Genomic DNA, 19,603 nt, shown 5'->3' on the forward strand with positions numbered 1-19,603 from the left:
GGCTCCGCGGGCGGTGGGCGGGTGCGGGGGCTCGCGTACGCTGCTTTCTCGTGGGTGCGAAGCGTGCTGAGGTGGTAGAGCCGACCGTGGAAGCCTGGCGGCCGGCGCGCGCCGTGTTCGTGGCGGCGTTCGCGCTCGTGCTGTTGTTCCTGACGCTCTTCTCGGCGTACGGCCACGTGCCGGGGGCCGCGGTCGCCGCGCTCGTGCTGCCGGCCGTGCTGACCCCGACCCTGATCGCCGGGGCGGCCGTCGGCGTGCTGGCGGTCGGCCGGTTCGCCCCCGACGCCGACGTGCGCGGCCGGCTGCTGTGGGCCGGCCTCGGCGGACTTCCCGTCGGGCTGCTCGCGATGGCGGGGATGCTCCTGGCGTACCACTCGGGGCCCTCGGTCGCCTATGTCGCCGTCACCGTGGTGGTCGCCGGGGTGCTCGGCGGGCTGCTGGCCGCGGCGCACCCGATCAGCGCGGTCGCGGCGGGCGCGGCGGCCGGCGTGGTGGCCTCCGGGATCGGGCTGCTGGTGGCGTACTTCCAGAACGACCTCGTCGACCTCTTCGGCAACCAGGAGACCGTCGGCAGCATGGCCGACGCCTCCTACCGGCTGCAGCTGACCGCCTCGATCGTCAGCGGCATCGCGGCCGGGGCCATGGCCTTCGCATACCTGCGCCGCACCGGGCTGGCGCTGCCGTGGCCGGCGTACCCGCTGGCCGGGGGCGTGCCCGGGCTGCTCACCCTCGGCGCCGCGCTGGTCGGCTGGCTCGGCGGGCTGCCGCTGTCGCACGCGGTGGCCAAGGAGAGCGAGTTCGACGCGGCGATCATCGCCAACCGGCTGCCGGAGCAGGTCAACCACGGCCTGATCCTGGTCTTCGCGGGCGCCTTCGTGGCCATGGTCCTGGTCGGCCGCACCCTCAAGCGAGCGAGCTGATCAGCTGACGAGCTGATCCAGTTCCGAAGGGTCGTACCACTCCAGCTCGTGGTCCTCGGCGCCGTCCACCGTGAACTGGGCGTCGGGGTCGCCCGCCTCCGCCTCCTCGACGACGTCCGCGGCCGCGGCGACGTCGGCCTCGGCGTCGTGCCCGTCGATGTGGATCGCGGCCACCGTGCGCAGGGCGATCCGCCCGCCGATCTCCACTTCGCTGGAGCCGAGCTCGAGCCCGTTCAGCTTCAGCACCGACCCCGGCAGGTCGACGGAGACCACGACCCGGCGGCGCGGGGCCTTCGCGTCGTGGCGCAGCAGCCGCAGGGCGCTCTGGGCGGCGCGGGTGAAGGCGACGTACTCCAGCTCCTCCTCGTCGCCCTCGGCGTACCACTCCCGCAGCGCCGGCGTGACCGCGTGCGCCTCGGTGGGCGGCGGCAGCTCGCCGCTCTCGCGCAGAACGGCGAGCTGGGCGAGGGTGGCGGGCAGGTACACGCGCGTGAGGTCCGTCGTCACGCTCCCTGTACTACACCCTTGCCCGGGTTTCGACACGCAAGCTGGGCGTGTCGGATGCCGGGTCAGCGGGCCTCGCCGTAACCAGCGGAAGGCAAACGGTGGCAAACTGAGGCGATGGAGCCGCGATTCCTGCTCATGGCCGACGTCGCCGAGCAGTTGAACGTGTCGACCTCGCAGGTGTACCACATGGTGCGCAGCGGGGAGCTGCCCGCGATCAAGGTGGGCGGGCGCGGCCAGTGGCGCATCGAGCGGAGCAAGCTCGAGGAGTACATCGAGCGCAAGTACGCCGAGACGGCGGAGTGGGTGCGCAGCAACCCGCTGGTCGAGCCGGACCTCGACTGACCGGCTGCCCCGCACAAACGACCTATCCGCGCGAACCGGGCGCGAGGCTTCTGACAGCTATATGGCCGCTGGTACAACCGATATGCGAGGCAAACGAAGGCAAACGTAAGAATCCGGGGGCCAACGTTGACGACGGTGACCGATGCGGTGGTCCTCCGCGTGCCGCCCGCCCTCGATCCGCCCTGGCCCTCGTCCGCCCCCGACGACCCGCTTCCCTTCGAGTGGCCGAAGGGCGGGCCGCCGCCGGCGCTGGCCGTGCCGCCGCCCCGCCGTCCCCCGCGGCCCGCGCCGCTGCCGCTGGCCCGCTCGACCGCGCACATGGCGGCCCAGCGGTTCGCGAGCCTGTGCGTGGAGATCCTCAACGGCTACCGGCCGCCGAGCCAGCTGCGGCCCATGACGCACCCGCAGCGGTTCACGGACGTGAGCGACCAGATCATGCGGCGTACCGTGCGCATCCGGATGTCGCCGGGGCAGGCCGCGCGGCACGGGAGCCTGGTGCGGGCCCGGCGCATGCTGCTGTCCGAGCCGCTCGCCGGCGTGGCCGAGGCCGTCGTCGTGCTGGAGCAGGGCGAGACGGCCTGGGCGATGGCGATCCGCTTCGAGCGCTCCGACCGCCCGGGCTTCGGCGCGTTCGGCTGGGTGTGCACGCTGGTCCAGGTCGTCTGAGCGACGCTGCTCCAGCAACGCCGCCGGCCCGGGTCCAACGGACCCGGGCCGGCGAAAAGAACGAGAACGGTCAGGACTCAGGCGTCAGGGGCACCGTGGCAGCGCTTGTACTTCTTGCCCGAGCCACAGGGGCAGGGCGCGTTGCGCGACGGCCCGTTCCCGCCCACCACCTGGCCCGGCGAGGGCTTGCGGGCTCCCGCGTTCGGCGCCGGCGGACCCGACCGCCGCCCGCTCGGGGACGGCCGCTGCCCGGCGGCCGAGCCGTTGCTGCCCAGCCCGAGGGCCGGGGCCTGCTCCTGCTCGATCACCACGCCGGACTCGCCGGCGGCGCCGTCGATGGTCGGGGCCGAGTACTGCAGCGCCCGCGGCGTCCGGTTGGCACCCAGACCCTTCGCGCGGATCTCGACCTGCGGCTCGGGCAGCGGCACCGAGGGGACGTCGCCGTCGATCTCGTCGTCCGACTCCGCCCCGACGGCCACCGGCTCCTCGGCCTGGACCTCTTCGACGTGGACCTCAAGGTTGAACAGGAAGCCGACGGCCTCCTCCTTGATGCCCTCCTGCATCTGCTGGAACATGTCGAAGCCCTCGCGCTGGTACTCCACGACCGGGTCGCGCTGCGCGTAGGCCCGCAGGGTGATGCCCTCCTGCAGGTAGTCCATCTCGTAGAGGTGCTCGCGCCACTTGCGGTCGATGACGTTGAGCAGCACCTGACGCTCCAGCTCGCGGACGGGCTCGGCGCCGAGCTCCTCCTCGCGGCGGTCGTAGGCGGCGTGGGCGTCCTCGATGAGCTGCACCCGCAGGAACTCCGGGTCCAGCTGGCCGCCGCCCTCCTCCTCGAGGTCCTCGATCGTGACGCCGACCGGGTAGAGCTGCTTGAGGTTGGTCCACAGCTGCTCGAGGTCCCAGTCCTCGGAGGTCTCGCCGAGCGAGGTGGCGCCGACCACGTAGGCCCCCACCACGTCGTCGATCATGTTGCGGACCTGCTCGCTGAGGTCCTCGCCGTCCAGCACGCGCTTGCGCTCGGCGTAGATGACCTTGCGCTGCTTGTTGAGCACCTCGTCGTACTTGAGGACGTTCTTGCGGATCTCCGCGTTCTGCGCCTCGATCTGGGTCTGCGCGCTCTTGATCTGGCGCGTGACCATCTTCGACTCGATCGGCACGTCCTCGGGGATGTTGAAGCGGTCCATCACGGCCTCGACCGCGCTGGCCCGGAAGCGGCGCATGAGCTCGTCCTGCAGCGACAGGTAGAAGCGGGACTCGCCGGGGTCGCCCTGGCGGCCGGAGCGGCCGCGCAGCTGGTTGTCGATGCGGCGCGACTCGTGCCGCTCGGTGCCGAGCACGTAGAGGCCGCCGGCGTCGGTGACCTCCTCGGACTCGTCCTCGACCAGCTTCTCGAACTTGGGCATGAGGTCCGTGAGGGCCTTCCCGTAGCCCTCCGGGTCCTCTTCCTCGGTGATCCCGCGCTGGCGCAGCTCGGCGTTGGCCAGGAACTCGGCGTTGCCGCCGAGCAGGATGTCGGTGCCGCGCCCTGCCATGTTGGTGGCGACCGTCACCGCGCCCTTGCGGCCGGCCTGCGCGACGATCTCCGCCTCCTTGGCGTGGAACTTCGCGTTGAGCACGGCGTGCGTGACGCCGCGGCGGCGCAGCAGCTGCGACAGCAGCTCCGACTTCTCGACCGAGACGGTGCCGACGAGGATCGGCTGGCCGAGGGCGTGGCGCTCGACGATGTCATCGACGACGGCGTTGTACTTCGCCTTCTCGGTCTTGTAGATGACGTCGGGGTGGTCGACGCGGATCATGGAGCGGTGCGTCGGGATGGAGACGACGCCCACGTTGTACACCTTGTTGAACTCCGCCGCCTCGGTCTGCGCCGTGCCGGTCATGCCGGAGAGCTTGGCGTAGAGCCGGAAGAAGTTCTGCAGCGTGATCGAGGCGAGGGTCTGGTTCTCCTGCTTGATCTCGACGCCCTCTTTGGCCTCGATGGCCTGGTGCATGCCCTCGTTGTAGCGCCGGCCGTGCAGGATGCGGCCGGTGAACTCGTCGACGATGAGGACCTCGCCGTCGTTGACGACGTAGTCCTTGTCGCGCTTGTAGAGCTCCTTGGCCTTGATCGCGTTGTTGAGGTACCCGACCAGGGGCGTGTTCACCGACTCGTACAGGTTGTCGATGCCCAGCTGGTCCTCGACCTTGGCCACGCCGCGCTCGGTGACGGAGATCGTGCGCTTGGACTCGTCGACGTCGTAGTCGGCCTCGCCCTCCTTGCCCCGCTTCAGGCGGTTCACCACGCGGGCGAACTCCTGGTACCACCGGGCGGACTGCTCGGCCGGGCCGGCGATGATCAGCGGGGTGCGGGCCTCGTCGATCAGGATCGAGTCGACCTCGTCGACGATCGCGAAGTTGTGGCCCCGCTGGACGAGCTCGTCCTTCGACCACGCCATGTTGTCGCGCAGGTAGTCGAAGCCGAACTCGTTGTTGGTGCCGTAGGTGATGTCGCACTCGTAGGCGGCCCGGTGCACGGCGGAGGGCTCGTTGGGGCCGACCACGCCGACGGTCAGGCCGAGGAAGCGGTGAATCCGGCCCATCCACTCGGCGTCGCGTCGTGCGAGGTAGTCGTTGGTGGTGACGACGTGCACGCCCTTGCCGGACAGCGCGTTGAGGTACGCCGGGAGCACGCAGGTGAGGGTCTTGCCCTCACCGGTCTTCATCTCGGCGATGTTGCCGTAGTGCAGGGCCGCGCCGCCCATGATCTGCACGTCGTAGTGCCGCTGGCCGAGCACCCGCGAGGCCGCCTCGCGGGCGACCGCGAAGGCCTCGGGCAGGATGTCGTCCAGCGTCTGACCGTCGGCGAGTCGTTCCTTGAACTGCTCGGTCATGCCGGCGAGCTCTTCGTCGGTCAGGTCGGCATACTCGTCCTCCAGCGAGTTGACGGCGTCGGCGACGGCCTTCAACTTGCGCACCATCCGGCCCTCGCCGGCGCGGAGGATCTTCTCGAAAATCGACACGGGTCAGCGCTCCCTCAAACGTCTGCGACCCATCGTAGGCGGCGTTCTGAGCAAACCGTCGCCCCCGCCCGCCTACTCTTCGGATATTGAGCACCAAATCGGGATAATTCTCCCGACGTACCGCAGAAATATCCGTCTCCCGACGGGGACCAATGCGGCAGGATCGGCGTTCATGGAGCCGATCGAACTCGCCACCGCCGACGGGCTCGTCCTGCGCGCGTGGCAGCCCGACGACGCCGAGGACGTGTTCCGCGCCTGCCAGGACCCGCTCATCCAGCGGTGGACCATGGTACCCGCCCCCTACCTGCGCGAACACGCCGAGGACTACACCGGGCCGATGACCCGCGCGGCGTGGGCGGCGCAGACCGCGGCGCCGCTGGGGGTCTTCGACGCCCGCTCGGGTGAACTGCTCGCCTCGGCCGGGCTGGTCGTCCTCGACCTGCCCAACCGCAGCGCGGAGCTGGGCACCTGGGTGGCGCCGTGGGCGCGGGGCCGGCGGGTCGCCGAGCGGGCCGGCCGGGCGGTCGCGCACTGGGCGTTCGAGGTGCTCGGGCTGAGCCGGCTCGTCTGGCGGGCCGAGGTCGGCAACCACGCCTCGAGGCTGAGCGCCGAGCGCATCGGGTTCACGTTCGACGGCATCGTGCGGGCCGGGCTGCCCGGCCGGGACGGCGGCTTCGTCGACTGCTGGCATGGCGTGCTGCTCCCCGGCGAGGTCTGCGACACCCCGCCGGCCTGGGTCGCCCCCGGCGGCCCCGGCGCGCGGCGGGCCTACGCGTTCAGCCACCCGCCGGCCCGCCTGCCGGCCGGCCCGTGCACGCTGCGGGCACTGCGCGAGACCGACCTCGACGACGTGGTGGCCACCTTCCGCGACCCCGAGACGGTGCAGTGGACCTCGATCCCGCTGGACTACCGGCCGATCCAGGGCCTGGACTTCATCCGGGTCGGCTACCCCGCCATGTGGCGGCGCGGCACGGGCGCCGGCTTCGCGTTCGCCGACAGCGACGACCGCTTCGCCGGCACGGCCGACGTGCGGATCCACCCGCTCGACCCGGTCACCGGCGAGGTCGGGTACTCCGCCGCGCCCTGGGCCCGCGGCAAGGGCTACACCACCGAGGCGGTGCGCGCGGTGTGCGCCTTCGGCTTCGAGCGCCTGGCGCTGGGCCGTATCGTGTGGCGCGCCCACCTCGGCAACGACGCGTCCCGCCGGGTGGCGGAGAAGGTGGGGTTCGTGGTGGAGGGCGTGCAGCGGGAGAGCTGCGTGCAGCGCGGCCGGCGGCTGGACGGCTGGATGGCCACCCTGCTGCCGGGGGACCTGAAATGAGCGTGACGCTCCGCCTGCTGCGCGAGGCCGACGCCGACGCCGTCGTGGACGGCTGCGGCGACTTCCTGACCCAGCGGTACCTCACGTTCCTGCCGCAGCCGTACACCCGCGCCGACGCGCTCGAGTTCATCGCCCGCAACGGCAACGACCGGGCGATCGCCGACGGCGACACGGACGAGCTGCTCGGCGTCGTCGGCTGGACGCCGGGCCGCGACGGCGTCGCCGAGGTCGGCTACTGGGTGCGCCCCGCCGCGCGCGGGCGAAGGGCGGCCACCACGGCGCTGGAGCTGCTCGGCGCCGAGCTGTTCAGGACCGAGTTCCAGCGGCTGTACCTGCGCACAGCGCCCACCAACACGGCCAGCCAGCGGGTGGCGATCGCGGCGGGGTTCGCCCGCGAGGGCATCGCGCGCGGGGCGGCGCGGCTGCGCGACGGCACCCGCGACGACCTGGTGGTCTGGGCGCGGCTCGCCGGCGATCCGCCCGGGCCGAGCCCGCGGGCGCTGCCGGATCTTCCCGGCGGCGAGCTCACCGACGGCGTCGTGGCCATCCGGCCGTTGCTGGCCGAGGATGCCGACGTGACGTACGAGCTGCGGATCCTGCCGGAGGTGAGCGGCCGATCCGTCGTGGCCACGCCGCCGAACCTCGCCGGCATCGCGCGCCAGTGCGCCGAGTCGCAGTCCAAATGGCTGGCCGGCCAGCGGGCCGAGATGACCATCTGGCGGGTCTCGGACGGCGCTTACCTCGGCGAGATCGCGGTGTACTACGCCGAGCCGGCGCTGCACGAGGCCATGATCGGGTACAGCCTGTCCCAGAAGGCCCGCGGCCACGGCTTCGCGGCCCGCGCGGCCCGGCTGGTCACCGACTGGGGCTTCGAGATCGGCATGGCCCGGATGATCGCCGGTACCGCGGTGGACAACGTCGCCTCCCAGCGTGTGCTGGAGGCGGCCGGCTACGCCCGCGAGGCGTTGCAGCTGCGCCGGCTGCCCGGCCCCGACGGTTCGCGAATCGACAACATCGCGTTCGCCAAGGTGCGTCCATCGGCCACCTGAGCGTCATGTGAGCGCTGGGCCAAGGCGCTGCAGCTGCGCCGGCTGCCCGCCCCCGACGGTTCGCGAATCGACAACATCGCGTTCGCCAAGGTGCGTCCATCGGCCACCTGAGCGTCATGTGACGTTGCGCTGCGCCAACGAGCGTATGGCCCATGCGTCGTCGTGCAGTGATCTCCGGCGTGGGCGTGGCCGCGGGCACCGCCGTCCTGCCCGCCGCCCTCGTCAGCCCCGCGGCCGCCGCCGCACACGACTCCGACCGCAACGGCCACCGCCCGTCCCACCCGGTGGTCATCGGCCACCGCGGGGCGAGCGGCCACCGGCCCGAGCACACGCTGGCCTCCTACACCCTGGCGGTCGAGCTCGGCGCCGACTTCATCGAGCCCGACCTGGTGCCGACCAAGGACGGCCAGCTAGTCGCGCGCCACGAGAACGAGATCGGCGCCACCACCGACGTCTCGGCCAAGCCGCAGTTCGCCGCGCGCAAGACCACCAAGACCATCGACGGCGCCTCCGTCACCGGCTGGTTCACCGAGGACTTCACGCTGGCCGAGCTCAAGACCCTCCGTGCGGTCGAGCGCCTCCCCGCGGTGCGCCCGCACAACACGATCTACAACGGGCTGTTCGAGATCCCGACGTTCCAGGAGGTCATCGACCTCGCCCGGGAGATGGGCCGCAAGGTCGGTCGCACCATCGGGGTGTACCCGGAGACCAAGCACCCCACGTACTTCCGCGGCATCGGCCTGGAGCTCGAGCCGCTGCTCGCCCGGGTCCTCAAGCGCAACGGCCTGGCCGGGCGCACCGCGCCGGTGTTCCTGCAGTCGTTCGAGCCGAGCAGCATCAAGAAGCTGCGCGGCCTGGTCGACACCCCGTCCGTCGTGCTGCTGGACCAGGTCGGCCAGCCCTTCGACTTCAAGACCAGCGGCGACCCGCGCACCTGGGCCGACCTCGCCACCCCGGCCGGCCTGGACTACCTCAAGGCGTTCACGGACGGCGTCGGCGCCACCAAGAACCTCGTCGTCGCCCGCGACGCGGCCGGCAACCTGCTGCAGCCGACGGCGCTCATCTCCGACGCGCACGCCCGCGGGCTGAAGGTGCACGCCTGGACGTTCCGCAACGAGAACCAGTTCCTGCCGCTCGACCTGCGCGTCGGCGCCGACCCCAACGCGTGGGGCAACGTCCTGCACGAGGTCGGGGTCTTCCTCGCGGCGGGCCTCGACGGCCTCTTCGCCGACTACGCGGACACGGCGGTGCTGGCCCGCGATCTGTACCTCACGTCTTGATGCATTGCGCTGTTGTGGGTGGGCCCTGGCACCGGGCCCACCCACACCTTGCTCTTGCTATTGCACGCCCAGGCTCATCACGCCGTAGTCGTAGGCCCGTCGGCGGTAGACCACGCTCGGGCGCCCGGACTCCTTGTCGTTGAACAGATAAAAATCGTGGCCGAGCAGTTCCATGTGGAACAGGGCGTCGTCCACCGTCATCGGCTCGCCGGGGTGCTCCTTCTCGCGGACGATGTGCCAGGGCTGGTTGTCGGCTTCCTCGGTGAGTTCGAATCCCTCACCGGCGATCGCGGCCTTCGGCACCGTGGCAAGCGCCGAGGCGCCATACCCCTCGGGTGGCGTGAACGCGAGTGACGCGGTAGCCGCGGCGACTGAGACCGGCGAGCGCCGGCCCCGGTGGACCCGTCTGCGATCGGCGGCCCGGCTGAGCCGGCTGTCCAGCTTGCCGATCGCAACGTCCAAGGCGCTGTAGAAGTCGGCGGCGCAAGCCTCCGCACGGATCACCGGGCCCCTCGAGTAACACGTGACCTCGACGCGCTGACAGTGATCGGATTGGCGCGGATTGCGCTCGTGAAACAGCTCGACGTCGACGCGGATGAGCTTGTGGTCGTATCGCTCGACCTTCTGCAGCTTGTCGGCGACATGCTGCCGGTAATGGTCGGGCACCTCGACGTTGCGGCCCTTGACGACGATGTCCACTCCTGACCTCCCCCACGGGTTCTTCCAGAGAAACGGGTTCGGGTTTTGATATTTCGAGGATCGGCCGAGACGCGCCTCCCCGGAGGCTGAGCCCGCGCGACACACGACCGAAACGATGGGTGTCAGGTCCTCCCTTCGCGGCCGTCTCGCCTCGGGGTCCGCACCATGGGCCCGGGGGCGAGCAGTGGTCGTCCCTCGACGTTAAACCGAGGACAGCCGCTAGTCACCCCTGGTTCAGAAGAACTGTCAGTTCCCATGCTCGAAACCCTCCCGCGGGATTACCCCACGCTACGTTTGAGGTAACTTTCGGTACAAATCGGGTATATTTCGTGTTGTACCCCTGACGGTCCGTAACGTCCTCCCCCGCTGGGGGGATACCGCGTTTGAGATCGTCTGGAAGTTCGTACGGTGCCCACCCACCCACGGCTCAAACGCCCCGGGCGCCGACCTTCCTCACGACCGGCGCCCCTTGGGGGCCGGGGCGTCGCCGTGACTCCTCAGGGCGATCAGGGACCCTCAGAGCCACCCATGGCCGCGGCTCAGGGCCGGCCGTCATCACGGGGCTTCGGGCCCATCTCGCCTCCACTGCGGGCACCACAGCGGCCCCCAGGGCCGGGCACCGCCGCGCCCACTCAGCACCCGGGCACCGCCGCGCCCGCTCAGCACCGGGCACCGCCGCGCCGCTCAGCACCGGGCACTGTCGCGAGGCTCAGCGCCGGGGGCCGTCGCGCCGTGGGGCCGCTCGAGGGCCGCCAGGACGCGACCCCGGTCCTCCCTGGCGCTGGGTGGCGGCCAGCACGACGGCCCGGTACACCGGGATGCCCGCCGAGGCCAGGCGGTCACTCGCCGCCGCCAGCGTGGCCCCCGTGGTGACGATGTCGTCGACCAGCACGACCGCGGCCCCGGCCCGCCGTGCCCGCTCCCCCAGCTCCGCGGCGCGCCCCCGATGCACCGCGAACGCCTGCCGCGCGGCCACCGCCCGCTGCGCCGCCGAGAGCTCGGCCGAGTCCCCGCCCTTGTCCAGCGCCCGCAACGGCCGCGCGATCGCGACCTCCGCGCCCGCCTGGCGCCGAAGCACCCGCGCCGCCGCCCGGACGAGCCGGAGCATGTGGTCACCGTGCCGCTTGCGCACCGCGGCCGCCGTCGCCGGCACCGCGACCAGCACTACCGGCCCGGCATGCCCGGCCAGCGCCCGCAGGACGACCCGGGCGAGCATGCCCCCGAGCGCCCCGGTCAACTCGTGCCGGTTCTCCTCCTTGTACTGCACGATCGCCCGCCCCAACGCCCCCGAGTACGCCGCCAGCGCAAACGTCGGCGGCATCCCCTCCGGCTCCGGGTCGGGCCGCGTACGCTCCGGCCGCACCCCCGCGAGGGCCGCCCGACACCGCTCGCACAGCACCCGAGCCGACGGCTCGTCGCACCCCGCACACGTCGCCGGCAGCACCAGATCGAGCAGCCCGTCAAGCAACCCCGCACCGATCCGTCGCACCGGCCCGACGGCAACCCGGCCCGGCCCCCTCGACCGCACCCCGGCAGCACCCGCGACGGACCGACGCCCGGCGGATGGGCGGCGCTCGTCGCGCGGGCGCACGGCGCGTGGGTGGGGTTCGGCGCACGGGCGCTCCGCGCGTCGACGGGCCTCGGCGCGCGGGCGCTCGACGTGCGGGCGCTCGACGTGCGGGCGCTCGACGTGCGGGCGCTCCGCGCGTGGGTGGGGCTCGGCGCTCGGGCGCTCGGCGCGTGGGCGGGGCTCGTGCATGCGGGCGCCGGGCGGGCGCGCGGCGCTTGGACGGGGCTCGGGCGGACGCGCGGCGGGTGGCACGGTCAGTCCGGGTAGAAGGGCGAGGTCGGGGCGGCCGGCTCGGCGCTCGGGGCCGCCGCCGGCGCCGGGCCGAGGTTCAGCTGGTCGATGGAGTCTCGGTAGATCACCCGGGCCACGTGGTTGGTCTCGACCATCACGAAGATCGGCATGTTGTCCCACTTGCGGGTCTGCGTTTCCAGCGGGCTGTTGAACCGGGCCACCACCGCGTTCACTTCCGGCTGGGACGCCGGGCGGGAGCCGGTCGGCAGTGGCGTCTCGTCGGCGCCGTCCATGGTGATCCCGACGACCGAGTACGGCGCCGGCGTGATGCCGGAGGAGTTCGGCTGGGGCGTGCTCGGCTTGCCGCCGACCACCAGCATCGTCTCGGTGAGCCAGGCGACGCCCTGGTTGTCACCCAGCGAGGTGGCGATCGGCCGAAGTTGCCCCATGGTCAGCTTGCTGTCGCTGGTGAGCTGGAGGGAGGCCACCATGACCGTGCCGCCGGCGATGAGCGCGATCCGGTGGCCCTCGGGCGCGACCGCGAAGGCGGTGATCGCCTGGGACGTCGGCAGCCCGCCCGTGGTGACCTTCTCCAGGGTGGTCGAGGTGCTGTCGGTCCCGGCCCAGAGATGCTGCCCGTCGGAGACCAGCAACCGCTGGACCGGGTAGGTCATCCACGCCGGACGGCTCAGGTGCGGCAGCCGCTGAAGGTTCGTGTCGTGGTACACCGGCGGGTTGGCCACCGGACCGGGCGCGCTGACGACGAGCGACTGCTCCGCCTTTCCCACCTGTCGCACGAGCGCGGCCCGGTTGAGCTGCCGGTTGATCGCCGCGGACACCACCTGCACGTTGGCCCCGCCGGGCGTGAACAGCGGCGTCTCGCCCTCCTGCGGTACGACGACCGCCCGCACTGAGCCGTTCGTCACACAGAACCTCTCGGGCACGGGGTTCGTGATGGCCTGCGTGTAGGCGACGTTGTCGTCGGTGAAGCCCGTCTGCGAGTCGGCGGGGTTGTCCTGGTTCTCGATCCTCAACTGGACCCGCGGGTGGTCCAGGAGTGACCAGCGGATCTGCCGCGCCAGGCGGCTGAGCTCATCGGTGTGGAGCCCGGCCGCCTTGCTGCTGAGGTTGACCTTCACGGTCTGGTTGTACTGGTCGGCGACCGGATTGTCCTTGCTCTCGACGTTGTCCGGCAGCCCCTTCACGACGCCGGTGAGCCCCTGGCCGGGCCCCAGCTTGAGCCAGCGCATCACCTCGCTGACCCGCTTGGCCGGCGAGAAGGTGTTCGGCATGTACCGCAGGTCCGGCACCAGCTTCGCGGGCGTGCCGTTGGCCTCCCAGAAGTAGATGGGCTGCCAGTCGTACCAACTCTTGAGCCCGGTCTCGGTCAGCAGCAGCTGCGGAGGCGCCTCCTTGAGCCGGAATTCGCCGTTGGTGGTGGGCTCGGCCACGAACCGCGCGATGTACGGGTCCGGCTTCTGCTGCGCGTCGAACTCCCCCCGCCCGCTCAGCGTCCCGATGGGGATGATCTGGACCTCGACCACGTACGCCCCGTTGACCACCTGCGTCTGCCGGACCGGGGTGTCGCGGACGACGACGAGCCCGTCGGCCGGCGCCGACCAGGACTGCGCCTCGGCCGGCGTCATGAACTGCCGCAGCCGGTCCCGCGTCTCCTTGTTCGGCGACGACTCCTCGTCGCTGTCGAGGTTCCCGCCGACGGAGGCCTTCAGGTACTGGGCGACCAGGTCGGGCGCGTTCGTCGCCGAGGCCGGCACCGGTGGCTTCTTCTCGTCCTGCATCGGCGCCGCGCTGTGGGCCGGCCCGGCGTACCTCGGATCGGTGTGCGCCGGCAGCCCGCACCCATTGAGCGTGAGCGCCGCGGCCAGCCCCGCGAAAACCGCGCCACGCCCGAGCAGCCCGCGCCGAGCCGGCCAACCGCCCGGCAGGGTCCACCGGTCCGATCCGGTCCGGTTCTCGCCCTGCCTGCGGCCGGTCCGGGCCTCGCTCCGGCCGACGGCGGCCCAGTTCTCGCCCCGGGCGACGGCGGTCCGGGCCTCGCCCTGGCCGCCGCCTGCGATGCGGAGCCAGGAGGCGATGCGGCCAGGTCGCGTCATGGTGTCTCCCCGATCAGGGCGGCCTCGTCGGCGCGGGCGTCGTCAGGGACCAGGCGCAGCGGCGAGGAGACCAGCCGGTCGCCACTGCGGGCCGGCAGCGTCAGCCGGAACTGGGCCCCCTTGCCCGGCGCGCCCCACGCCTCCAGCCAGCCGCCGTGCAGGCGGGCGTCCTCTAGGCTGATCGACAGGCCGAGGCCGGTGCCGCCGGTCTGCCGGGCGCGCGACGGGTCGGCGCGCCAGAACCGGTTGAACACCAGCTTCTCCTCTCCCGGCTTGAGGCCCACGCCGTGGTCGCGCACGGTGACGGCGACCGCCGAGCCGTCGGCGGCGAGCGTGACGACCACCGGCTTGGCCTCGCCGTGCTCGACGGCATTGCCGACCAGGTTACGCAGCACCCGCTCGACCCGGCGGGGGTCGACCTCGGCGATGACCTCCGTGTCGGGCACCACGATCTTGAGCTCGACCTTGCAGCGCTCGGCCAGCGACTCGAGCTGGTCGATGACGCGGCGCACCACCGGCACCAGGTCGGTCGGCTCGGCGTCGAGCGCGGCGAACCCGGCGTCGAACCGGCTGATCTCCAGCAGGTCGGTCAGCAGGCCCTCGAACCGGTCGAGCTCGGCCTGCAGCAGCTCGGCGCTGCGCGCGGCGGCCGGCTCGAACTCGTCGCGGGAGGCGAACAGCAGGTCGGCGGCCATCCGTACGGTGGTCAGCGGCGTGCGCAGCTCGTGCGAGACGTCGGAGGTGAAGCGCCGCTGGAGGCGGGACATCTCCTCCAGCCGCACGATCTGGCGCTGCAGGTTGGCGGCCATCTGGTTGAACGCGGCGGCGAGCCGCGCCAGATCGTCCTCCCCGCGCACCACCATCCGCTGGTCGAGCAGGCCGGCGGACAGCCGCTGGGCGGTGCGTGCCGCCACCCGCACCGGCGTCACCACCAGGCGGGTCATCATGGCCGCGATCAGGGCCAGCAGCGCGACGAGGGCGATGCCGGTGCCGGTGACCACGCCGCCGGTGAACTGGATGAGCTGGTCCTCGACGCGCAGGGGAATGATGTAGTACAGCTCCAATGGCTCGGTGCCGACGGCGACCGAGGTGCCCAGGACGAGGTACTTCTGCGGCCCGTTGCCGATGTCCAGCGTCGCTATCTGCTGGTACGTGCCCGGCTTGGGCCCGGTGACCAGCGACCGCATCCCGCTCACCTGCGGGTTGTCCATGACGTTGGACTGCTTGCCCGGCGGCCAGAAGACGTTCAGGTTGCCGGTGCGCCTGAGCATGATGATCTCGGCGTCCGAGTTGGCCAGCTGGCCGTGCAGCGTGGGGGCGATCTTCTTCATGGCCGCGGGCAGGCTGGGGTCGTCGTTCTGGGTGAAGCCGGTCAGCTCCTGCATCGCGTAGGCGGCGCCGGTGTCGACCGTGTTCCTGGACTGGGTGACCCGGTTCTGCAGCACGCTGTTACTGATCAGCGACGCGACCGTGTAGCTGAACGCCAGCACCAGCGCGGCGGACAACGACAGGGTGATGCCCACGACCCGGAACTGCAGCGAACGGCGCCACTGCCGCCGCAACACCGCCCAGAGCCGGCGAACGCGCCGGCTCACGGACTGCGGCACGATCCTCCGGAGCCGCAGGCGGCGGGCCCGGAGGATGAGCGGGTCGATACGCACCATGCTCGGCCTAACCGGTCCCGGCCTTGTACCCGACACCGCGCACGGTGAGGATGATCTCGGGCTTCTCGGGGTCGGGCTCGATCTTGGCGCGCAGGCGCTGCACGTGGACGTTGACCAGGCGGGTGTCGGCCGCGTGACGGTAGCCCCACACCTGCTCCAGCAGCACCTCGCGGGTGAACACCTGGCGCGGCTTGCGGGCGAGCGCAACCAGCAGGTCGAACTCGAGCGGGGTCAGCTTGACCTCGTCGCCATCGCGCATGACGGTGTGCGCCGGCACGTCGATGGTGATCTGGTTCCCCGGCGGCCCTATGGTCAGCAGCTCCGGGGCCACGTCCTCGCCCCGGCGCAGTCGGGCCCGCATGCGGGCGACGAGCTCCTTGGGCTTGAAGGGCTTCATGACGTAGTCATCGGCCCCCGACTCCAGGCCCAGCACCACGTCGACGGTGTCGCTCTTGGCGGTGAGCATCACGATGGGCACGCCCGACTCGGCCCGGATGGACCGGCACACGTCGATCCCGCTCATACCGGGCAGCATGAGGTCGAGCAGGACGATGTCGGGGCGAGTGTCCCGGAAAGCAGCGAGAGCGCGCTCACCGTCGGCAACGAAGGAGGGAAGGAAGCCCTCGCTGCGCAGGACGATGCCGAGCATCTCGGCGAGGGCGGGGTCGTCGTCGACCACCAGGACACGGGCTCTCATGCGGTCCAATATTTCACCTCCATCCCCCTCGGTGGGAACCCGACCGCGGATCTTGGATATTTCACGCCCTGTCGTGTTCGCGCAACAACTCTGTGTGACGGTCTGCGGCGGCGGCCCCCCGAAGTCGCCCGGGCCGACTACGGTGTCCCGCGTGGAGACCCGCGCCGTGATTCCGATGCGCCCCCTGACATTCGGGGAGCTGCTCGACGCCGCCGTCTCCCTGCTGCGCATCCAGGCCCCGCTGCTGCTCGGGGCCGCGTTGGTGCTGGCCGCCGGGGAGCAGGCGCTCCTCTATCCCCTGCGCGGCTGGGCCGACATGAACCTGCCCTGGTTCGCGCCGCACCCGTCCAAGGCGGGCGAGTCCTGGCTGGCCTTCTGCTTCGGCCTGAGCACCGAGGGCGCGATCCTCGCGCTGCTCGGCGGCCTGGCCGGGGCGGCCGCCGGTCCCGGCCTGCTCGGCGTCGCGGCCCGGCCCCGCGACCTGCTCCGCCAGGTGCTGCGCCGCACGCTGCCGCTGCTCGTCGTCGCTCTCGTGACCGCCGCGCTGATCCTCATCACCTCGCTGGTCCTGATGCTCCCGTGGCCACTGGTGTTCGGACTGCTCGGCCTCGCCTCGCCGTCGCTGGCGGTGGACCGGACGGGCCCGTTCGCGGCGGTCGGCCGCTCGTTCCGGCTGGCCGGGCGCAACCTGCGCGGCGCCGCGATCCGCCTCGGGGGGTACTTCAGCTGGGCCCTCATCCGGATCGTCCTCGGCCTCGGCGGCTCGTATGCGCTGGAGCTCTGGCTCGACCACGATCAGGCCGCCTACACGTTCGGCATGATCGCGATCTGGGCGGTGGTCGACGCCGTAGCCTATGCGTCGCTCGCGTGCATCGACGCGGTGCTGTACCTGGAGGTACGGATGCGGGTCGAGGGTCTCGACGTGGCCATCGGCCGGCTGCGCCGTCTGGGCCGCCCGGTCGACCTGGCGAACTCGGTCATCCTCGGGGCGGCCGTCCGATGAGCAGACGGCACCCCGGCAATCCGCGACGGCCCGTCGCGAGCGGGACGGCGGCGGCGCGATGACCAGGTGGTGGGAGGGCGCGCTGCAGTTGGTCGACGAGATGGTCGGCGTTGCGCTGGCCTGCGTCCTCCTGATCGCCGTGGCGATCGTGTTCGGCCTGCTGTACTACTTCTACCCCCGCTGGGTGCCGAAGCGCTTCCCACGGCTGCGGTTCGGCCGGCAGCGCGGTGACGAGGCCGACGAACAGCTCGACGTCGACCTCGGGCCGGAGGACGACGAGGAAGAGGAGCCCGAGACCGAGGCCGACGAGGTGCCGGAGCTGCCGGCCCACGTGTTCACGTCGCTGGCCGACCGGATGGCGGCCGAGGGACGGTACGCGGAGGCGGTCCGGGAGCGGCTCCGGGCGATCGTGCGCGGGCTGGTCGAGCGCGAGGTGCTGGAGCACCGGCCGGGCATGACGGTCACCGAGCTGGCCCGGGCGGCGGGGGTGGCCAAGCCGGCGATCGAGGCGCCCATGCGGGCCGCGACCGGGATCTTCTCCGACATTTGGTACGGGCAACGACCGGCCACCGCCGAGCACGACGACCACATGAAGGCGCTCGCCACGGAGGTCGGGCGATGACCGAGCCGACGAACGAACCGCTGACCGGAGCGGCGGCGACCGGGCCGGAGACCACTGCACCCACGGAAGCGGCCACCACCGGACGCGGGACCGCCAGGCCGGAGGGCGTCGCACCTGCGGGGCCGGGCACCGCCGGACGCTGGACGGCTGGGCCGGAGATCCCCACACCCGCCGGAGCGGGGGCCGCCGAGCCGGGAGCCGCCGGACCACAGCCCGCCGCACCTGCGGGGCCGGGCACCGCCGGACGCTGGACGGCCGGGCCGGAGATCCCCACACCCGCCGGAGCGGGGGCCGCCGAGCCAGGGGCCGCCGGACCACAGCCAGCCGAAGCAGCCACTGCAGGAGCCGGCATCGCAGGGGCGGGGACTGACGGGGCGGCGACTAACGGGCCGGTCGACCGGGTGTCCGCCGGGCCGACGATCAGGGCCGCGACCGAGCCACCGCAGCAGGCGGCGAGCCAGGCGACGGGACGGGCGGCGAGCCGGGCGGCGGGCAGGGCGGCGGGCAGGGCACGCGGCGGGCCGAGGAGCCGGCGGTGGCTGCGGCTCGTCGCGCCGGTCGTGGCCGCGATCGTGCTGATTCTGCTCGGGATCGCGGTGTACAAGGTCGGACAGCCCGGGCTCACCGACGACGACTACCTGTCGCCGGGCAGCCGGGCGGACATCGGGGCGGCCGAGCTGGCGGGGCGGGTGCGCGAGGCCGGGGTCACGATCATCCCGGAGCGCTCGAGCTCCGATGCGCTCGTCGCCGCGTTCAACGGCAATGCCACGCTGTTGATCACGACGCCGCAGTTGATGCACCCGCTGTACCTGCGGATGTTGAAGGTGCTGCCGGCCTCGACGCGGGTCGTGATCGTCGAGCCGGACGCGAACGCCGTGATCGAGGGGATGCTGCCGTTCCAGGCGCTGCACCGCAACTACGCGGCGAAGGCGCCCGAGCCCGGGTGCGGGTACGGGCCGGCGGCGCAGGCCGGGGCGGCCGGGGTGGGGCGGACCTTGTACGGCGAGCTCGACCCCATGCTGGGCCGCGAGACGCAGCGCTGCTACGGGGGGTCGCTGGTGGTGTACCAGCGCGAGGCCACCACCGTCACGGTCGTCGGGGCGGCGGATCCCTTCCGCAACGACCGGATCGGCGAGCGCGGGAACGCGCGGCTGGCCACCGGGCTGCTCACCGGCGCGCCGCGGCTCGTGTGGCTCGACCTGCACCACCGGGAGCCGCCGCCGATCGTGATCGACGACCCCGCGCTCAACGGGGCACCGGTCGCGCCGGCGTCGCTGCGGCCGGTCCAGCCTGGCGACCCGACCGAGCGGGACTTCCCGCGCGAACGGCGCACACCGATCAAACGGCCGCCGGTGGTCGGCACCCCGTCGTTCCAGGCGGCCCAGCACGACAGCGACGATCCGCCGAACCCGCTGTGGGTGGCGTTCCCGAAGTGGGTGTACCCCACGACGGCCCTGCTCATCGTCGGCGTGGCCCTGCTCGCCGTGGCCGCGGCGCGCAGGCTCGGGGCGCCGGTGGTGGAGCCGCTGCCGGTGGTGGTGCGCTCCAGCGAGACCGCGGCCGGACGGGGGCGGCTGTACCAGCGGGCCCGGGCCCGGCCCGAGGCGATACAGATCCTGCGCGAGGCGGCGCTGGGCCGGCTGGGCCGGCTGCTGCGGCTCGACCCGGACGGGGACCGTGCGGCGCTGGTCGAGACGGTCGCGGCGCGCAGCGGCTGGCCGGCGGCGGCCGTCGGGCACACCCTGTTCGGACCCGCCCCGGAAAACGACGCGGATCTGGTCGCGGCCGCCGCGGCCCTCGACCAGCTGGTCAGCGCCGTCACCACCGAGCAGGCGGCCGCCCCCGGTGAAGGATCGCCGGGCCCGGCCAGCACAGCCAGTAGCGATCAGGCCGTAACCGAAGGAGAGTCACGGTGA

The 19,603-nt window shown here is 72.3% G+C and carries 16 protein-coding genes; 9 read left to right on the forward strand and 7 right to left on the reverse strand.

Going from position 1 to position 19,603, the window contains the following annotated elements:
- Positions 1–71 precede the first annotated feature (71 nt).
- Positions 72–920: a hypothetical protein gene (locus tag ABD352_RS48940; protein WP_344619514.1), complete on the forward strand. Its 849-nt coding sequence runs from the start codon at positions 72–74 to the stop codon at positions 918–920.
- Here the strand turns inward: ABD352_RS48940 and ABD352_RS48945 are convergent, their stop codons facing one another.
- Positions 921–1,427 (reverse strand): DUF6912 family protein, encoded by a 507-nt coding sequence (locus tag ABD352_RS48945; protein WP_344619515.1) that lies wholly within the window; start codon positions 1,425–1,427, stop codon positions 921–923. It lies immediately after the preceding gene.
- Positions 1,428–1,541: 114 nt separating this feature from the next.
- On the opposite strand from ABD352_RS48945, the gene ABD352_RS48950 reads away from it, so the two are divergent.
- Together ABD352_RS48950 and ABD352_RS48955 are read left to right on the forward strand one after the other, a co-directional pair.
- A complete protein-coding gene (locus ABD352_RS48950) occupies positions 1,542–1,769 on the forward strand; it encodes a helix-turn-helix domain-containing protein (protein WP_344619516.1) in 228 nt (75 codons plus the stop codon).
- Positions 1,770–1,904: 135 nt separating this feature from the next.
- Complete coding sequence (locus tag ABD352_RS48955) at positions 1,905–2,435, forward strand: Rv3235 family protein (RefSeq protein ID WP_344619517.1); 531 nt, start codon at positions 1,905–1,907, stop codon at positions 2,433–2,435.
- Positions 2,436–2,512: 77 nt separating this feature from the next.
- Here ABD352_RS48955 and secA read toward each other — a convergent pair whose 3' ends face one another.
- On the reverse strand, positions 2,513–5,437 hold the full coding sequence (gene secA, locus ABD352_RS48960) for a preprotein translocase subunit SecA (protein WP_344619518.1): 2,925 nt from the start codon (positions 5,435–5,437) through the stop codon (positions 2,513–2,515).
- Positions 5,438–5,609: 172 nt separating this feature from the next.
- Here secA and ABD352_RS48965 point away from each other — a divergent pair, with 172 nt between their 5' ends.
- From ABD352_RS48965 to ABD352_RS48975, 3 genes are all read left to right on the forward strand, one after another.
- Complete coding sequence (locus ABD352_RS48965; RefSeq protein ID WP_344619519.1) at positions 5,610–6,758, forward strand: GNAT family N-acetyltransferase; 1,149 nt, start codon at positions 5,610–5,612, stop codon at positions 6,756–6,758.
- Positions 6,755–7,807, forward strand: coding sequence for a GNAT family N-acetyltransferase (locus tag ABD352_RS48970; protein ID WP_344619520.1), 1,053 nt, complete (start codon positions 6,755–6,757; stop codon positions 7,805–7,807). Before ABD352_RS48965 ends, ABD352_RS48970 begins: the two co-directional genes overlap by 4 nt.
- Before the next feature lie 152 nt (positions 7,808–7,959).
- Positions 7,960–9,087, forward strand: coding sequence for a glycerophosphodiester phosphodiesterase (locus ABD352_RS48975; protein ID WP_344619521.1), 1,128 nt, complete (start codon positions 7,960–7,962; stop codon positions 9,085–9,087).
- A gap of 57 nt (positions 9,088–9,144) precedes the next feature.
- Here ABD352_RS48975 and hpf read toward each other — a convergent pair whose 3' ends face one another.
- From hpf to mtrA, 5 genes are all read right to left on the reverse strand, one after another.
- A complete protein-coding gene (gene hpf, locus ABD352_RS48980) occupies positions 9,145–9,786 on the reverse strand; it encodes a ribosome hibernation-promoting factor, HPF/YfiA family (RefSeq protein ID WP_344619522.1) in 642 nt (213 codons plus the stop codon).
- A 709-nt stretch (positions 9,787–10,495) separates the two neighbouring features.
- A complete protein-coding gene (locus ABD352_RS48985) occupies positions 10,496–11,107 on the reverse strand; it encodes a ComF family protein (RefSeq protein WP_344619523.1) in 612 nt (203 codons plus the stop codon).
- Positions 11,108–11,610: 503 nt separating this feature from the next.
- The gene (locus ABD352_RS48990; RefSeq protein WP_344619524.1) at positions 11,611–13,701 is read right to left on the reverse strand and encodes an LpqB family beta-propeller domain-containing protein; all 2,091 of its coding nucleotides are present in this window, start codon (positions 13,699–13,701) and stop codon (positions 11,611–11,613) included.
- The gene (mtrB, locus tag ABD352_RS48995; RefSeq protein ID WP_344619525.1) at positions 13,698–15,365 is read right to left on the reverse strand and encodes an MtrAB system histidine kinase MtrB; all 1,668 of its coding nucleotides are present in this window, start codon (positions 15,363–15,365) and stop codon (positions 13,698–13,700) included. Before mtrB ends, ABD352_RS48990 begins: the two co-directional genes overlap by 4 nt.
- 7 nt (positions 15,366–15,372) lie before the next feature.
- The gene (gene mtrA, locus ABD352_RS49000; protein ID WP_190251405.1) at positions 15,373–16,062 is read right to left on the reverse strand and encodes an MtrAB system response regulator MtrA; all 690 of its coding nucleotides are present in this window, start codon (positions 16,060–16,062) and stop codon (positions 15,373–15,375) included.
- A 151-nt stretch (positions 16,063–16,213) separates the two neighbouring features.
- On the opposite strand from mtrA, the gene ABD352_RS49005 reads away from it, so the two are divergent.
- From ABD352_RS49005 to ABD352_RS49015, 3 genes are all read left to right on the forward strand, one after another.
- Positions 16,214–17,065, forward strand: a complete 852-nt coding sequence (locus tag ABD352_RS49005) for a hypothetical protein (protein WP_344619526.1) — start codon at positions 16,214–16,216, stop codon at positions 17,063–17,065.
- Positions 17,066–17,123: 58 nt separating this feature from the next.
- The gene (locus ABD352_RS49010) at positions 17,124–17,687 is read left to right on the forward strand and encodes a DUF4129 domain-containing protein (protein ID WP_344619527.1); all 564 of its coding nucleotides are present in this window, start codon (positions 17,124–17,126) and stop codon (positions 17,685–17,687) included.
- Positions 17,688–18,259: 572 nt separating this feature from the next.
- Positions 18,260–19,603, forward strand: a complete 1,344-nt coding sequence (locus tag ABD352_RS49015) for a DUF4350 domain-containing protein (protein WP_344619528.1) — start codon at positions 18,260–18,262, stop codon at positions 19,601–19,603.

The sequence above is a fragment of the Dactylosporangium salmoneum genome (assembly GCF_039532525.1).
In the GTDB taxonomy this organism is placed as follows: Bacteria; Actinomycetota; Actinomycetes; order Mycobacteriales; family Micromonosporaceae; genus Dactylosporangium; species Dactylosporangium salmoneum.

Excerpts from the sequence above, each read along its gene's own strand:
- ABD352_RS48950 (WP_344619516.1), top strand. The coding sequence starts at position 1,542 with ATGGAGCCGCGATTCCTGCTCATGGCCGACGTCGCCGAGCAGTTGAAC.
- ABD352_RS48965 (WP_344619519.1), top strand. The coding sequence starts at position 5,610 with ATGGAGCCGATCGAACTCGCCACCGCCGACGGGCTCGTCCTGCGCGCG.
- ABD352_RS48970 (WP_344619520.1), top strand. The coding sequence starts at position 6,755 with ATGAGCGTGACGCTCCGCCTGCTGCGCGAGGCCGACGCCGACGCCGTC.
- ABD352_RS48975 (WP_344619521.1), top strand. The coding sequence starts at position 7,960 with ATGCGTCGTCGTGCAGTGATCTCCGGCGTGGGCGTGGCCGCGGGCACC.
- ABD352_RS48985 (WP_344619523.1), bottom strand. The coding sequence starts at position 11,107 with ATGCCGCCGACGTTTGCGCTGGCGGCGTACTCGGGGGCGTTGGGGCGG.
- ABD352_RS48990 (WP_344619524.1), bottom strand. The coding sequence starts at position 13,701 with ATGACGCGACCTGGCCGCATCGCCTCCTGGCTCCGCATCGCAGGCGGC.
- mtrB (WP_344619525.1), bottom strand. The coding sequence starts at position 15,365 with ATGGTGCGTATCGACCCGCTCATCCTCCGGGCCCGCCGCCTGCGGCTC.
- mtrA (WP_190251405.1), bottom strand. The coding sequence starts at position 16,062 with ATGAGAGCCCGTGTCCTGGTGGTCGACGACGACCCCGCCCTCGCCGAG.
- ABD352_RS49010 (WP_344619527.1), top strand. The coding sequence starts at position 17,124 with ATGACCAGGTGGTGGGAGGGCGCGCTGCAGTTGGTCGACGAGATGGTC.